Origin of the sequence: Microbacterium excoecariae (assembly GCF_011326725.1) — a bacterium.
GTDB lineage: Bacteria > Actinomycetota > Actinomycetes > Actinomycetales > Microbacteriaceae > Microbacterium > Microbacterium excoecariae.
On the sequence record NZ_JAANCO010000001.1, the window covers coordinates 1 to 14622 of the forward strand.

Annotated in this window: 15 protein-coding genes; 4 read left to right on the forward strand and 11 right to left on the reverse strand. The window is 69.9% G+C overall.

Features of this window, described 5'->3' with window-relative positions:
• Positions 1–222 (reverse strand): phosphoadenosine phosphosulfate reductase domain-containing protein (locus tag G8E01_RS00005; protein ID WP_166314104.1); only part of this gene is annotated, 222 nt, incomplete at its 3' end.
• Between the two features lie 10 nt (positions 223–232).
• Positions 233–1000: an inositol monophosphatase family protein gene (locus tag G8E01_RS00010; RefSeq protein WP_166314107.1), complete on the reverse strand. Its 768-nt coding sequence runs from the start codon at positions 998–1000 to the stop codon at positions 233–235.
• Between the two features lie 134 nt (positions 1001–1134).
• Here G8E01_RS00010 and G8E01_RS00015 point away from each other — a divergent pair, with 134 nt between their 5' ends.
• Together G8E01_RS00015 and cysC are read left to right on the forward strand one after the other, a co-directional pair.
• Positions 1135–2058: a sulfite exporter TauE/SafE family protein gene (locus G8E01_RS00015; RefSeq protein ID WP_166314110.1), complete on the forward strand. Its 924-nt coding sequence runs from the start codon at positions 1135–1137 to the stop codon at positions 2056–2058.
• A 20-nt stretch (positions 2059–2078) separates the two neighbouring features.
• Positions 2079–3203 carry an adenylyl-sulfate kinase gene (gene cysC, locus G8E01_RS00020; RefSeq protein WP_338100703.1) on the forward strand — a complete coding sequence of 375 codons (1125 nt, stop codon included), beginning with the start codon at positions 2079–2081 and terminating at the stop codon, positions 3201–3203.
• A 5-nt stretch (positions 3204–3208) separates the two neighbouring features.
• Here the strand turns inward: cysC and G8E01_RS00025 are convergent, their stop codons facing one another.
• The 4 genes from G8E01_RS00025 to G8E01_RS00040 all read right to left on the reverse strand — a co-directional run bounded on the left by G8E01_RS00025 (position 3209) and on the right by G8E01_RS00040 (position 7924).
• Positions 3209–4108, reverse strand: a complete 900-nt coding sequence (locus G8E01_RS00025; protein WP_166314116.1) for a sulfite exporter TauE/SafE family protein — start codon at positions 4106–4108, stop codon at positions 3209–3211.
• Between the two features lie 81 nt (positions 4109–4189).
• The gene (locus G8E01_RS00030; protein WP_166314119.1) at positions 4190–4648 is read right to left on the reverse strand and encodes an RrF2 family transcriptional regulator; all 459 of its coding nucleotides are present in this window, start codon (positions 4646–4648) and stop codon (positions 4190–4192) included.
• Between the two features lie 73 nt (positions 4649–4721).
• Complete coding sequence (locus G8E01_RS00035; RefSeq protein ID WP_166314122.1) at positions 4722–6119, reverse strand: MFS transporter; 1398 nt, start codon at positions 6117–6119, stop codon at positions 4722–4724.
• On the reverse strand, positions 6119–7924 hold the full coding sequence (locus tag G8E01_RS00040) for a sulfatase (RefSeq protein WP_166314125.1): 1806 nt from the start codon (positions 7922–7924) through the stop codon (positions 6119–6121). The genes G8E01_RS00035 and G8E01_RS00040 overlap by 1 nt, the downstream gene beginning before the upstream one ends.
• Before the next feature lie 114 nt (positions 7925–8038).
• On the opposite strand from G8E01_RS00040, the gene G8E01_RS00045 reads away from it, so the two are divergent.
• Positions 8039–8659: a TetR family transcriptional regulator gene (locus G8E01_RS00045; protein WP_166314128.1), complete on the forward strand. Its 621-nt coding sequence runs from the start codon at positions 8039–8041 to the stop codon at positions 8657–8659.
• Here the strand turns inward: G8E01_RS00045 and G8E01_RS00050 are convergent, their stop codons facing one another.
• From G8E01_RS00050 to rpsL, 5 genes are all read right to left on the reverse strand, one after another.
• A complete protein-coding gene (locus G8E01_RS00050; RefSeq protein WP_166314131.1) occupies positions 8660–9217 on the reverse strand; it encodes a VanZ family protein in 558 nt (185 codons plus the stop codon).
• Positions 9218–9323: 106 nt separating this feature from the next.
• Entirely contained in the window at positions 9324–10517 is a 1194-nt protein-coding gene (tuf, locus tag G8E01_RS00055; RefSeq protein ID WP_166314134.1) for an elongation factor Tu, read from the reverse strand.
• 163 nt (positions 10518–10680) lie between these two features.
• On the reverse strand, positions 10681–12795 hold the full coding sequence (gene fusA / locus G8E01_RS00060) for an elongation factor G (protein ID WP_166314137.1): 2115 nt from the start codon (positions 12793–12795) through the stop codon (positions 10681–10683).
• 94 nt (positions 12796–12889) lie between these two features.
• Complete coding sequence (gene rpsG / locus G8E01_RS00065) at positions 12890–13360, reverse strand: 30S ribosomal protein S7 (protein WP_155048183.1); 471 nt, start codon at positions 13358–13360, stop codon at positions 12890–12892.
• Positions 13361–13365: 5 nt separating this feature from the next.
• Positions 13366–13734, reverse strand: coding sequence for a 30S ribosomal protein S12 (gene rpsL / locus G8E01_RS00070; RefSeq protein WP_166314140.1), 369 nt, complete (start codon positions 13732–13734; stop codon positions 13366–13368).
• A gap of 233 nt (positions 13735–13967) precedes the next feature.
• Here rpsL and G8E01_RS00075 point away from each other — a divergent pair, with 233 nt between their 5' ends.
• Positions 13968–14621 carry a spermidine/putrescine ABC transporter substrate-binding protein gene (locus G8E01_RS00075; protein ID WP_166314143.1) on the forward strand — a complete coding sequence of 218 codons (654 nt, stop codon included), beginning with the start codon at positions 13968–13970 and terminating at the stop codon, positions 14619–14621.
• Position 14622 lies beyond the last annotated feature (1 nt).

Consider the following 14622-nt stretch of genomic DNA (forward strand, 5'->3'; position numbering starts at 1 on the left):
CTCATCGAAGTTATGACCCGTATCGATATGCACCACCGGGAACGGCAACCGCGCCGGCGCGAACGCCTTCATCGCCAGATGCAACATCACCAGCGAATCCTTACCCCCCGAGAACAGCAACGCCGGCTTCGACAGCTGCGCCACCACCTCCCGGATGATATGAATCGACTCCGCCTCCAACTGCCTCAGCTGGGAAATCGAGTAACTCGTTGACGAGGACACGTGACTCCTTTCACTCCGACGGCGACGCAAGCGCCGCGCCGATCGCGTCCATGACGCTGTCGCGGATCTCGGGGCGGCACACCACGAGGTCCGGCAGGTAGGGGTTCGGCTGGTTGTAGACGAGCTCGCTGCCGTCCAACCGAGAGGTGTACAGGCCCGCGGCGCGGGCGATGGCGATGGGGGCGGCGCTGTCCCACTCGTACTGGCCGCCGCCGTGCACGTAGGCGTCGGCCTCCCCGCGCACGACGGCGCAGATCTTGACGCCGGCGGAGCCCATGGGCACGAGATCGGCGTCCGTCGCCGCGGCGACGGCCTCGACGATCTTCGGCGCGCGGCTCCGGCTGACGGCGATCCGGATCGGATCCCCGAGGGGCGCCTCCGCCGCGACGTCGGTCGAGACGAGGACGGCGTCGGGGCCGCCGAGCGCGACCGCCCCCAGGGTCAGCTCGCCGTTCTCGACGAGGGCCACGTGCACGGCCCAGTCGTCACGGCCCTCGCTAAACTCGCGCGTGCCGTCGAGTGGGTCGATAATCCAGACGCGCGGCGCGCCGAGGCGGGCAGCGCTGTCGGCGGCCTCCTCGCTGAGCACCGCGTCCCCCGGCGCCAGCTCCGCCAGACGCGCGGCGATGAGCGCCTGCGCTCCCTGGTCCCCCAGGTCCTTGAGCTCGCGGCCGGGAACGCCCGGATTCTCCGCGCGGATCTCGAGGAGGCGGCTCGCGGCCTCGGTGGCGATGAGGCGCGCGATGTCGGCGTCAGCGCGGGGGGTCGAGTCAGTCACGGATCGAGGGCTCCACTCTTCTTGCGTCGCTCACGAGGCTGTGAGGGGGCAACGACGCGACTTTATCGCACGCCCCTGTGACCGGCGTCATGCGCGGACATACGCGCGTCCGCCTGCTGATAGCGTTTCACGTCATGGACTGGGCTCTCGTCATCGCGGCCCTGGGCGTGGGCGTCGTCGTCGGACTGACCGGCATGGGCGGGGGCGCGCTCATGACGCCCGTGCTCGTGCTCGGCTTCGGCGTCAGCCCGCTCACCGCGGTCTCCAGCGATCTCATCACCTCGGCCGTCATGAAGCCGGCGGGATCGCTCGTGCACGCCCGCAAGGGCACGGTGCACTGGAAGCTCGTGCTGTGGCTGATGGTCGGATCAGTTCCGGCGGCCTTCTGCGGGGCGCTCATCATCTCCGCAGTAGGAGAGCTCACGGGCGTGCAGACGTTCGTCAAGACCACGCTCGGCGTCGTGCTCCTCCTCGCCGCGCTCCTCCTCGGCCTGCGCGCCTTCATCGGCATGCGCAATCGCGCCCGCGAGCGGCGCGACGGCACGACGACGTCGCGGAGCGAATCCTCGGAGGTGCGCCCGAAGGTCGTCGCGACGATCATCGTGGGCGTCGTCGGCGGCCTCATGGTGGGCCTGACCTCGGTGGGATCCGGCTCCTTCATCATCATCGCGCTCATGCTCATGTACCCGCTGCTGTCGATGAACCGCCTCGTCGGCACCGACCTGGTGCAGGCCGTCCCCCTCGTGATCGCGGCCGCCATCGGCCACCTGCTCTTCGGCGACGTGCACTGGGACGTCGTGATCCCCCTCATCATCGGGAGCGTGCCGGGCGCCATCATCGGCGCGCGCCTGTCCTCGACGCTCCCGAGCGGGATCGTGCGCCGCGCGCTCGCGCTCGTGCTGCTGGCCGCGGGCCTGCGCATGCTCAACGTCGACCTCACGTGGACGATCGCCGCCGTGGCCGCCGCTTTCGTCGCGGCGACCCTCGGGTGGAGCTGGCTGCGCTCCGTGTACGAACCCCGCGACGCGGCGCGCGAGCCCCTTCCCCCCTCCCCCTGACCCCTCCCGAAGGATCCTTCGTGCCCGACGTTTCCGTCACCCTGTCCTCGCGCCAACTGCGCCGGGTCGAACTGGCCCTCGCGGCGCCGAAACGCCCCCTCACGCTCGCGCTCGAGGGCGTGACGGTGGCGACCGGGGACACGCTCGTGCTGCACGACGCCGAGGGCACCGACGTCGCCGCCGTGGTGGCAGAGTCCGTCGAGATCGTGCCGCCGCGGGCCGCCGGCACCGCGCAGATCGGCACGGGCGAGGCGCCGCCGCTCCCGGGGCTCGCGCGCGTCACGGGCCCCGTCTCGCCGCGCCGGCCGCTCGGGCACCGCGATGGCGGCGCGCTGCGGGTGGGGCCGGAGACGGCGCGGGTGCCCCGGGCGACCCTCGTCACCGGCACGGTCCCCGGCCCCGACGACGCCGGCTGGGCCGGCCGGACCGCCCCCGTCGTCGTCCGAGACACGGGCGACCCGCGCGCCCTCGCGACCGCGATCGCGCGGGTCACCGAGGGCGGCCGCCGCGCGGTCGTGCTGCCCGACGCAGGTGATGGCCCCGGCGCCGCCGCCGACGCCGCGCGTGCCCTGGTGGCCGACGAGATCGACGTCTGGGAGACGCCGACGCCCGTGCCCCCCGGTCGCGCGATCCTCCTCACCGGCCTGTCCGGATCCGGCAAGTCCACCATCTCGAAGCTCCTCGTCGAGCGCCTGGCCACGGCGGATCCGCGCACCGTGAGCCTGCTGGACGGCGACGAGGTGCGCCTGATCCTGTCGGCGGGACTCGGCTTCTCCCGCGACGACCGGATGCTCAACGTGCGGCGGATCGGCTGGGTGGCCGCGCTCGTCGCCTCGCACGGCGGCATCGCGGTGTGCGCCCCCATCGCGCCGTACGAGGCCATGCGCTGGGAGATGCGCGAGCGCGTCGAGGAGGTCGGCCGCTTCCTCCTCGTGCACATCTCGACGCCGGTGGAGGTCTGCGAGGCCCGCGACCGCAAGGGACTGTACGCGAGGGCGCGCGCGGGCCAGATCCCCGAGTTCACCGGCATCTCGGACCCGTACGAGGTCCCTGCCGACGCCGACCTCACGATCGATGCCTCGGTCGTGGCGCCGGACGAGGCCGTCGACGCGATCCTCGCCCGGCTCGCCGAGATCGACGCGTAGGGGTCTCAGACCGCGACGGGCTCGCGCGCCTCGCGCGCCTCGCGCGCCTCCTGGCGGTGGGCGCGGAAGCTCCAGACGACGGCCGCCACCCAGACGGCGACGATCACCGCGTAGCAGGCCCAGGCCACGACTGCGGGCGCCTGGATCCAGTCGCTGTTCAGGAGCGTGCGACTGTTCGTCAGCACGATGACGCCGCCCACGAGGGATCCGAGCACGCGCGGCGGTACGTGGCGCACGAGCCAGGCGGCGATCGGGGCGGCGACCAGCCCGCCCGCGAGGAGCGCGATCGCCCAGGACCACGTGATGCCCTCGCCGGAGAGGCCCACGAAGAACCCGATGCTCGCGGCGATCGCGACGAAGAACTCGCTCGTGTCGATCGTGCCGATGACCTTGCGTGGTTCCATCCGCCCCGTCGCGAGGATCGCCGGCGTGCCGACCGGACCCCAGCCGCCGCCGCCCGTGGCGTCCATGAAGCCGCCGACGAGGCCGAGCGGCGCGAGGAACCGCGTGCGCAGGGGGCGCGCGGTGCGCGCGGGCAGGCCCACGATCGTGAACCGCGAGAGCACGTAGATCCCGAGCGCGAGCAGGATGATCGCCATGAGCGGGCCCGCGATCTCGGTGGAGAGCCACGAGAGGAACGTCGCCCCCGCGAACGCGCCGATCGCGCCCGGGATCCCGATGCGCACGACCACGCGCCAGTCGACGTTGCCGAAGCGCCAGTGCGCCGCACCGGACGCGAGCGTCGTGCCGATCTCCGCGAGGTGCACGGTCGCCGAGGCCGCCGCGGGGTTCGTGCCGATCGCGAGGAGCAGCGTCGTCGACGTGACGCCGTACGCCATTCCGAGGCTGCCGTCGACGAGCTGCGCGCCGAGCCCGACGAGCGCGAGGAGGATGAGGGTCTGCATGCCGAGGAGCATACTCCACTAATCCGGTCGGTTTTACATAGTTACGCGATGCGACGCCTCAGCCACGTGGATCCGCGTGCCTCAGCCCTGCGACCACGCCGCGTCGTCCGCCGCCAGCGCGCGCACGGCATCCGGTAGCCGTCCGCTCGCGAGGTCGGCGAGCGTCACGGCCTCGAGGACGGCGCGGACGTTCGCGCGCAGCGCGACCCACACCTCAAGGAGAGGCTCGGCCGCGCCCGAAAACTCCAGGTCGGATGGGCGCTCGTCACGCACGTACACGAGGGGACCGTCGACCGCGCGGATCACGTCCGCGAGGGTGATTTCCTCCCCCGCCCGCGCAAGGCGATGACCGCCGCGCGCGCCCCGCACGCTCGCCACGACGCCCGCGCGCCGGAGGTCGGAGAGGATTCCCTCGAGGAATCGCTGCGGGATGTCCTGGCGCTCCGCGAGCTCCTCAGCCCGCACCGGGTCGCCGCCCGCTCGCGCGGCGAGCTCCGCCGACGCCCGGATCGCGTAGTCCGCCCTCGCCGATATGCGCATGGGTCGATTCTCCCGGATCCGCACGCCGCGGGCGAGCCGGCGCCCGAGCCGGCCCGCCCGCCCGCGGGACCCGCTACTCGGCGGCCGCGCCCCCGGGTGCCGACGCGGCGAGGATCCGCGCCCGGCGCGCGTCGAGCGTCGCCTGGAGCGCCTCGCGGTCGCGCCGGAAGGGGCGATACAGCAGGGTGAGGAAGGCCGCGTTGACGAGCATGACGCCGCAGACGATCCACAGCATGACGACCTGAAGCCCCACGGCATCGGCCAGGAATCCCCCCACGAGCGTGTAGATCGCGAAGCCGAGCGACTCGATGACGGAGACGAAGATCGCGAACGCCGCGCCGCGCAGCTCGGGCGGCACGACCGCCATCACGAGCGGGCGATTGACGCCGGGGTTCAGGCCCTGCGCGAGGCCCGCGAAGCCGAACATCACGAGGAACGGCACGATCGACGCGTAGTCGAACTGCGTCGCGAAGTACGCGGCGACGGCGAACAGCACCTGCGCGACCTGCAGGAACGCGACACGACCGTAGTTCGCGCTGATGCGGTTCACGGCGTCGGAGGCCATGCCGCCGACGATCGTGCCAGCGAGGTATCCAATCCCGAACGGCGCCATGACGGTGGCCGCGACCGGGGTGTCGAACCCGTAGGTGTTCACGAGGAGAACGACGCCGAACGCCGCGAGCACCATGTGGCTGGAGAGGAGGCGGCTACCGAGCAGGACGACGTAGCTCCGGATCCGCATGAGGCCCACGACGCGCGCCCAGGTGATCGCGTTGTCGGCGGAGTCGCGCTGGGTCTGGTCGAAGGAGCTCAGCTGCTGCTCGGCCGCACCCTCGCCGGGGTCGCGATAGAACACCAAGATCAGGGCCCCGAACAGGACGTTCAGGCCGCCGAAGATGAAGAAGGCGTAGCGCCAGCCGTCCTCGATATTCGCGAGCTGCGCCACGAGCGGCGCGGCGACGCTGCCGGCCGCGGCCACGACGCCGTACACCCAGCCCACGACGCGGCCGCGCGAGCGATCGGGGTACGAGTCCGAGATGACGGTGGGAACGAGCGCGTGCGCCGCGGCCGTCCCGGCGGCCATGATCGCATAGAGGACGAGCAGCTGGGCGAAGCTCTGGGAGAGTCCGGCGGCGACGCCCCACAGCCCCCAGAAGCCGGTCGCGATCGCGAGCACCCAGCGCCGCCCGAGTTTCCGGGCGAGGAACACCCAGAAGGGGCCGGCGACGGCTCCGATGAGGCGACCGACGGCGCTCAGCACACCGAGCGCGCTCGTCGCGAGCCCGAGCGCCGCCTGGATGACGGGGAACAGCGAGTTCACGAGACCGCTCTCGCCCCCGTCGACGACCATGGATCCGCCGAGGAGCACCATGTTGGATCCGCGCCGGGGCACCTTATCTGCCGGGCGCGACTGTTGCACGGTCGTCGTCGTGACCGGCGGAACGGCCGGCTCGAGCGGGTTCTGGGACATCAGGACACTCCTTTGTGTGTGAGGGAATTGTCGTCCTCGAGCGCGGCGAGGTCACGCGCCAGCGCGGCCAGGACGGGCCGGGAGAGCAGGCCGATCGCGAAGGCGGATATCTGCAGCACGCTCAGGCCCCGCACCATCTGGGCCATCGGCCCGCCCGCGAGCATCGGGGCGTGCTGCGCGAGGATCCGCCCGCCCTCCGGTCGCTCGAGGATCGCGGCGAGGGGACGCTCAAGCCACGCGCCGCCGGCGCCGAAGTCCTCTGCGCGCGCGGCGGGCGCGAGGGCGTCCATCGCCCGGTCCCACTGCGCGTCGACGAGCAGGTGCGCGCGGCTGAGCGCCCCCTCGGCCGGGAGGCCGAGCCGGTCGAACTGCTCGGCCGGAGCGTCGTGGCGCACGAGCTCGTCACGGAGGACTGTCGCGAGGCGCAGCTCGAGGTCGTCGTCGCGGAGCGGATCCGCCTGCCCCGGGTCCGATTCGAGGTCGAACATGAGCGTCCCGAAGGCCGTGGGCGCCACGAAGCTCCGCGCGGGCGTCCGGAGCGTCGGCATGCCCCGCGTGAAGCCGCGCGGCGGCGCGAGCTCGGCGGCGGAGAGCTCCCCCTCGGCGAAGAATCCGTTCATGCGCGTGGGCATGAGGGTGTACTCGTAGAGCGGCTGGTTCGCGTCGGTCGCCGACGCGCGCATGTACACGTAGCGGCCGTCGGTCACGCACGCGTGCCCCCCGAAGATGCCGAACAGCGCGTGCTCGGCCGTCGCCTCGCGGTGCTCGATGGTCCGGAGGATCGACCTGCCCTCCATCTGCGGGGTCGGCTCGAGCCCGAACCAGTCGAGGAGCGTCGGCCCCACGTCGATCGTGCGCACCAGCTCGTCGCGCCGCTCCCCGGCGGTCTCCGCGGCGCGGGGATCCCAGATGAACAGCGGGGTGTGGATGGTCTCCTCGTACCACGGCTGGATGTTCTTGCCCCACCACCCGTGCTCGCCGAGCATCAGGCCGTGGTCCGTGTTGACGATGAGGAGGGTGTCGCGCCACATGTCGTGCGCGTCCATCGCATCGAGCACCCGGCCGAGCGAGACATCGCACATCGTCACGAGCGCCTGATACTCGGCCCGCGCGCGCCGCACCGCCTCGTCGGCCTCCGTGACCCGCGCGTAGTCGGGCCAGTCGAAGTGCGGGCCGTTCTGCGTGTCCGGATAGCGCCGGCGGTACTCGTCGTACGTGAAGAACGGCTCGTGCGGGTCGAACGTCTCGATCTGCAGGAACCAGCCGTCCTCCGCGGCGTTCGTCTCGAGGAACTCGAGCCCCGCCTCGAAGGTCCGGGTCTGCGGGTGGTCGCGCTCGTCAGCGAGGTGGCCGCGGTTGACCCAGTCCTGACGCCACAGGCGGGGCTTCAGCGCGGCCGTGGCGCCCAGCGCGTCGGGTATCGCGGGATCCGCGACCTGGCCCTTCCACGGGTCGCCCTCCTGCCCCCGGAACAGCTCGAACGTGCGGTATCGCGTGTGATAGGTCGCGCCGCCGTCCTCCCAGTAGTGCTGGTGGTCGGTCGCGAGGTGCGTGTGGACGCCGGCGGATCCGAGCATCGCGATCGAGGAGTCATCGAAGGGCTCGAGGGGGCCCCACGAGCGATGCAGGAAGTTGTGCCGGCCGGTGTGCAGCTCGCGCCGCGCGGGCATGCACGGCATGCTCCCGGCGTAGCTGGTGCCGAAGGTGACGGATCGGGCGGCGAGGCGCTCGAAGTTCGGAGCGTGCACGTCCGGGCCGCCATACGGCGGAAGCATCGCCCTGTTGAGGCTGTCGAACATCACCATGATCGCGCGCATCGTTGCCGCCCTCTCTCGACGTCCCTCGTCGATCGAGTCTCTAACCTACCGAGCGCACGGTTAGTTTGCAAGGGACGATCGCGCAGGACGTACAGTGAGACGGTGACCGACTCAGCCCGCCGCACCCGACCGCACGGCGACGAACGGCGGCGCCAGATCCTCGCGTCCGCGACGCGGCTCTTCTCCGAGGGCGGCTTCGCGCGCGTCAGCCTCGGCGACGTCGCGCGCGACGTCGGCCTCAGCCAGGCCGGCCTCCTCCACCACTTCCCCCACAAGAGCGCCCTGCTGCTCGCCGTGTTGCAGGAGCGCGAGCGCGGCGCGGAGGATCCCGGGCTCGAGCGCCCTCACGGCCGGGCCTACGTCGACCAGTTCATCGAGGTCCTCGCCGAGAACGAGCGCGCGCCGCAGCTGGTCCGCCTCTTCGCCATCATGTCCGCGGAGAGCATCACCGAGGACCACCCCGCGCACGAGTGGTTCGCGAACCGCTACGAGCGCCTCCTCGCGACGGCGACCGCGGAGCTCGAGGCGATAGTCGATCCCGCGACCCTGCCCGCCGGGATCACCGTGACGACGCTCGCGCAGTGGCTCATCGGCCTCGCCGATGGCCTCCGGCAACAGGCGCTGATCCTGCCGGGAAGCGTGGACCGCGTCGCGAGCATGCGCGCGTTCTTCGCGTTTCTGGATCCCTACCTTGCGCCAGACGCGCAGCCGCTGGGCGGCTGATCAGCGCAGGCCGAGGGTGTCAAGCACCTGAGTCTGGTCGGGGTCGCGCCGCGGACGGCGCGCGCGATCACGCTCCCAGAGGGCGCGCGCCACGACGCGGCGGTCGCGCGCGTGCACGATCGCGCGCAAGCCGGCCGCGCAGAGCGCGCCGAGCCACGCACCGATCGAATTCGACACGATGTCGCGTACGTCGCTGACGCGGCCAGCGAGGAACTCGCCCTGCGTCCATTCGATCCCGGCCGACAGCAGCGGCAGGGCGATCAGCGCGAGCCACCATCCCCACCCCGGGAGCGCGAGCGCCAGGAGGAACCCGAGCGGGACGAACATCCCGACGTTCGCGACGAACTCCAGCTCCATGTAGCCGAAGGCGTCGGGCACGCCGAGCCGGTGGAGCACGGCGAGGACGCGCTCGGCGACCGTGTCCACCCCGACGCCGTCGAGCGACGGCGTCATCGTGACCCAGAGCACGATCGCGAGATAGGCCGCGAACAGCGTCGTCGCGATCGCGACGCGCGCGCGGCTACGCGGGGGCCGGGGGCCGTGCGAGGAATTCGCCATACCCGCACGGTAGACCGTCCGGCGTGGCGCGTCCTCCATGCGCCCTCAGGAAACACGAAAGCGGGGCGGATCCCGAAGGATCCGCCCCGCCCTGAGACCGGAGGTCTTACTTGACGATCTTCGTGACCGTACCGGCGCCGACCGTGCGGCCACCCTCGCGGATGGCGAAGCCGAGGCCCTCCTCCATGGCGATCGGCTGGATCAGCTCGACCGTCATGTCGGTGGTGTCACCGGGCATGACCATCTCGGTGCCCTCGGGCAGCGTGATGACGCCCGTGACGTCGGTGGTGCGGAAGTAGAACTGCGGGCGGTAGTTCGTGTAGAAGGGGTTGTGACGCCCACCCTCGTCCTTGGACAGGATGTAGGCCGTGCCCTCGAAGTTGGTGTGCGGCGTGACCGAACCCGGCTTCACGACGACCTGGCCGCGCTCGACATCCTCGCGCTTCAGACCGCGAAGCAGCAGACCACAGTTCTCGCCGGCCCAGGCCTCGTCGAGCTGCTTGTGGAACATCTCGATACCCGTGACCGTGGTCTTCTGCGTCGGGCGGATGCCGACGATCTCGACCTCGGAGTTGATGCCGAGGATGCCGCGCTCCGCGCGACCCGTGACGACCGTGCCACGACCGGTGATCGTGAAGACGTCCTCGATCGGCATGAGGAACGGCTTGTCGCGGTCACGCTCGGGCTCGGGGATCGAGTTGTCGACGGCCTCCATGAGGTCGACGATCGCCTGCGTCCACTTCTCGTCACCCTCAAGAGCCTTGAGGCCCGAGACCTGCACGACGGGAGCGTCGTCGCCGTCGAAGCCCTGCGAGGAGAGCAGCTCGCGCACCTCGAGCTCAACGAGCTCCAGGATCTCCTCGTCGTCGACCATGTCGCTCTTGTTCAGCGCGACGAGCAGGTAGGGGACGCCGACCTGCTTGGCGAGCAGCACGTGCTCGCGCGTCTGCGCCATGGGACCGTCGGTCGCGGCGACCACGAGGATCGCGCCGTCCATCTGGGCGGCACCGGTGATCATGTTCTTGACGTAGTCGGCGTGGCCGGGGGCGTCGACGTGAGCGTAGTGACGCGTGGGCGTCTCGTACTCGACGTGCGAGATGTTGATCGTGATACCGCGGTCGCGCTCCTCAGGAGCCGAGTCGATCGAGCTGAAGTCGCGAATGACGTTCACGTCCGACGGGTACTTGTCCGCCAGCACCTTCGAAATCGCCGCGGTCAGCGTCGTCTTGCCGTGGTCGACGTGACCGATCGTTCCGATGTTGAGATGCGGCTTGGTGCGCTCGAACTTGGCCTTAGCCACTGTGTCCTCCTCAGGACGCTCATGGAGAAGTACCGGGCGCTGGATTGCGACCGGCTCTCTTCCGGGGTTTGTTTCAGTCTAGTAGAGACAGTCTGTGTGAAGTTGTGCGGTGGCGGGTGGGGCCAACCTTGGCCCCACCCGCCCCCAGAGGGGCCGGGGAGTGTTACTCGCCCTTGCCCTTCTGGATGATCTCGTCGGCAACGGCCTTGGGCACCTCGGCGTAGCTGTCGAACTCCATCGAGTACACGGCGCGGCCCGAGGTCTTCGACCGCAGGTCGCCAATGTAGCCGAACATGCTCGAGAGCGGAACGAGCGCACGGATGACCTTGACACCCTGCGCGTCCTCCATCGACTGCACCTGACCGCGGCGCGAGTTCAGGTCGCCGATGACGTCGCCCATGTACTCCTCGGGCGTACGGACCTCGACGGACATGAGCGGCTCGAGCAGCACGGGGCTCGCCTTCTGGACGGCCTCCTTGAAGCCCATCGAACCGGCGATCTTGAACGCCATCTCCGAGGAGTCGACGTCGTGCGACGCGCCATCCGTCAGGACGGCCTTCACGCCGACCATCGGGTAGCCGGCGAGGATGCCGACGTTCATGGCGTCCTGGAAACCGGCGTCCACCGACGGGACGTACTCGCGCGGAACGCGGCCACCCGTGACCTCGTTGGCGAACTCGTAGATCTTGTCGCCCTCGACGTCCATCGGCTCGAGGCGGAACTGGATCTTCGCGAACTGACCGGATCCACCCGTCTGCTTCTTGTGGGTGTAGTCGTGACGCTCGACGGCGCGACGAATCGTCTCGCGGTAGGCCACCTGGGGCTTACCGACGTTCGCCTCGACCTTGAACTCGCGCTTCATGCGGTCCACGAGGATGTCGAGGTGGAGCTCGCCCATGCCCTTGACGGTCGTCTGGCCGGTCTCGGGGTTGTTCTCGACGCGGAAGGTCGGGTCCTCCTCAGCGAGCTTCTGGATCGCGAGACCCAGCTTCTCCTGGTCGGCCTTCGTCTTCGGCTCGATCGCGACCTCGATGACGGGCTCGGGGAACGTCATCGACTCGAGCACGACCTGCGACGCCGGGTCGCACAGCGTGTCGCCCGTCGTCGTGTCCTTGAGGCCGATGACCGCGTAGATGTGGCCGGCCGTGATCGACTCGACCGGGTTCTCCTTGTTGGCGTGCATCTGGAAAATCTTCCCGATGCGCTCCTTCTTGCCCTTGGTCGAGTTGACGACCTGCGCGCCCGAGTCGAGGTGACCCGAGTACACGCGGATGTAGGTCAAGCGACCGAAGAAGGGGTGCGAGACGACCTTGAACGCGAGGGCCGAGAAGGGCTCCTCCGCGTCGGCGTGACGCTCGATGACGACCGACTCGTCCTTCGGGTCGTGCGCCTCGATGGCGGGCACGTCGATGGGGGCCGGCAGGTAGTCGACGACCGCGTCGAGCATGGGCTGCACGCCGCGGTTCTTGAAGGCCGAACCACAGAACACGGGGTAGATGTCGCCCGCGATCGTGAGCTTGCGGATGCCCGCCTTCAGCTCGTCGATCGACAGCTCCTCGCCACCGAAGAACTTCTCGAGGAGGGCCTCGTCGCTCTCGGCGACGGCCTCGACGAGCGCCTCGCGGTACTGCTCGGCACGCTCCTGGAGGTCGGCGGGGATCTCGCGCGTCTCGTAGGAGGCGCCCATCGTGACGTCACCCTTCGAGTCGCCCGGCCACACGAGGGCCTTCATGTGGAGCAGGTCCACGACGCCGACGAAGTCGTTCTCGGATCCGATGGGAAGCTGCATCACGAGCGGCTTCGCCTTCAGGCGGTTGATGATCGTGTCGACCGTGAAGTAGAAGTCCGCGCCCAGCTTGTCCATCTTGTTGACGAAGCAGATGCGGGGGACGTTGTACTTGTCAGCCTGGCGCCACACCGTCTCGGACTGCGGCTCCACACCTTCCTTGCCGTCGAAGACGGCAACCGCGCCGTCGAGCACGCGAAGCGAGCGCTCGACCTCGACCGTGAAGTCGACGTGACCCGGGGTGTCGATGATGTTGATCTGGGATCCCTCCCAGAAGCACGTCACAGCAGCGGACGTGATCGTGATGCCACGCTCCTGCTCCTGCTCCATCCAGTCGGTGGTGGCTCCACCGTCGTGCGTCTCACCGATCTTGTGGTTGACGCCCGTGTAGAACAGGATGCGCTCGGTCGTGGTGGTCTTACCGGCATCAATGTGGGCCATGATGCCGATGTTGCGGACCTTCTTGAGGTCGGTGAGCACGTCTTGTGCCACTTCGAGTTTCCTTACGTGAAGAGAGGGATGAAGCAGGAGTGTCGGCCCCGGAGCACCCGGAACGAGGTCCGGGGCCGACATGACTCGCTGTGTCTTACCAGCGGTAGTGCGCGAAGGCGCGGTTCGACTCGGCCATCTTGTGCGTGTCCTCGCGGCGCTTGACCGCGGCACCGAGGCCGTTCGACGCGTCGAGGATCTCGTTCATGAGACGCTCGGTCATCGTCTTCTCGCGACGACCCTTCGCGTAGCTCACGAGCCAGCGGAGGGCGAGCGTGTTGGCGCGGTGAGGCTTGACCTCGACCGGCACCTGGTAGGTCGAACCACCGACGCGGCGGCTGCGGACCTCGAGCGTCGGACGCACGTTGTCGAGCGCCTTCTTGAGCGTCGTCACCGCGTCGGCCTCAGCCTTCGCGTCGACACCCGCGAGGGCGCCGTACACGATGCGCTCGGCGATGGACTTCTTGCCATCGACGAGGATCTTGTTGACGAGCTGCGTGACGATCGGGGCGCCGTATACCGGGTCGTTGACGACGGGGCGCTTGGGAGCCGGACCCTTACGAGGCATCTAACTCAACCCTTCTTCGCGCCGTAGCGGCTGCGCGCCTGCTGACGGTTCTTGACGGCCTGGGTGTCGAGCGCGCCACGCACGATGCGGTAGCGCACACCGGGGAGGTCCTTCACACGACCGCCACGGACGAGCACCAGCGAGTGCTCCTGGAGGTTGTGGCCCTCACCGGGGATGTAGGCCGTGACCTCGGTGCCGTTGCGGAGCTTCACACGAGCGACCTTGCGCATCGCCGAGTTCGGCTTCTTGGGCGTGGTGGTGTACACACGGGTGCAGACACCGGCCTGCTGCGGGTTCGCCTTCAGGGCGGGCGCCTTGGTCTTCGAGACCTTGGGCTTGCGACCCTTGCGAACCAACTGCTGAATAGTTGGCACGATTCTCCTTGTTCACATGCTGCACGGTGACAGCGGGGCGTGATGTTTCACGTCGGACCCATCCACCCGCGCGAACGCCCGGGTGTTGTCGATGGATATGCCGTGGGGGGTGGGCCTGTTCGCAGGCCCCTTCCCTGCGCGAGCGCACGCGACAAGCGCGTACACGCACACTGAACCATCATACGTGTGCGACACGCGCCCCGCAAACGCCCGAGGATCACTACTCTTGGCGTATGGAGCGGTCGCTCGAAACGCGGGTCAGCCAGGCGGTCGACGCCTGGCTCCGCTGGCTCCCCCGCTGGGAGCCCGCGACCCACCGCGGGCGGCGCTCCCCCTGCAGGCGGTGCCTCGGATCCCCCCTGCTCGCGGCCGCCGGCCTCGAAGGCGACACGCCGCATGGCGTGCAGCACGGGCTCACCACGCGGCTGACCACCCTCGTCGACCAGCGTGTGGCCGGCTACACGGCCGCGAACCTCCCGCTTTTGCAGACCGAGCTCGACCAGCAGGCGGCGCGTAACCGGGCGCGGAGCTATCGCCCGCGCGACGGCCTCGACCCCGAGTTCGACGGGATGCCGCTCGACCCAGATCCGGATCCGTCGCAGCCCTTCCTCTTCACGATCGCGGGGTTCGAAGAGGAGGCGGCGCGCGAGGCGCCACCCCTCCCGCCGCTCACGGAGGCGGCGAAGCAGGCGCTCCGCCGCGAGGTCGCGCTCGCGGACGAGCACGCCGACGCCGTGGGGCGCGAGATATGCCACCTCCTCGGCCCGCACCGCCGCCGGATCCGCGCCGCGATCGTCGAGTTCGTGGATCCGCAGGTCGATCGCCTGCTGGCGGAGCTCGGCGCCTCGCTCGACGCACCGTTCGACCCGCGCGACCTCGGCGGCTGAC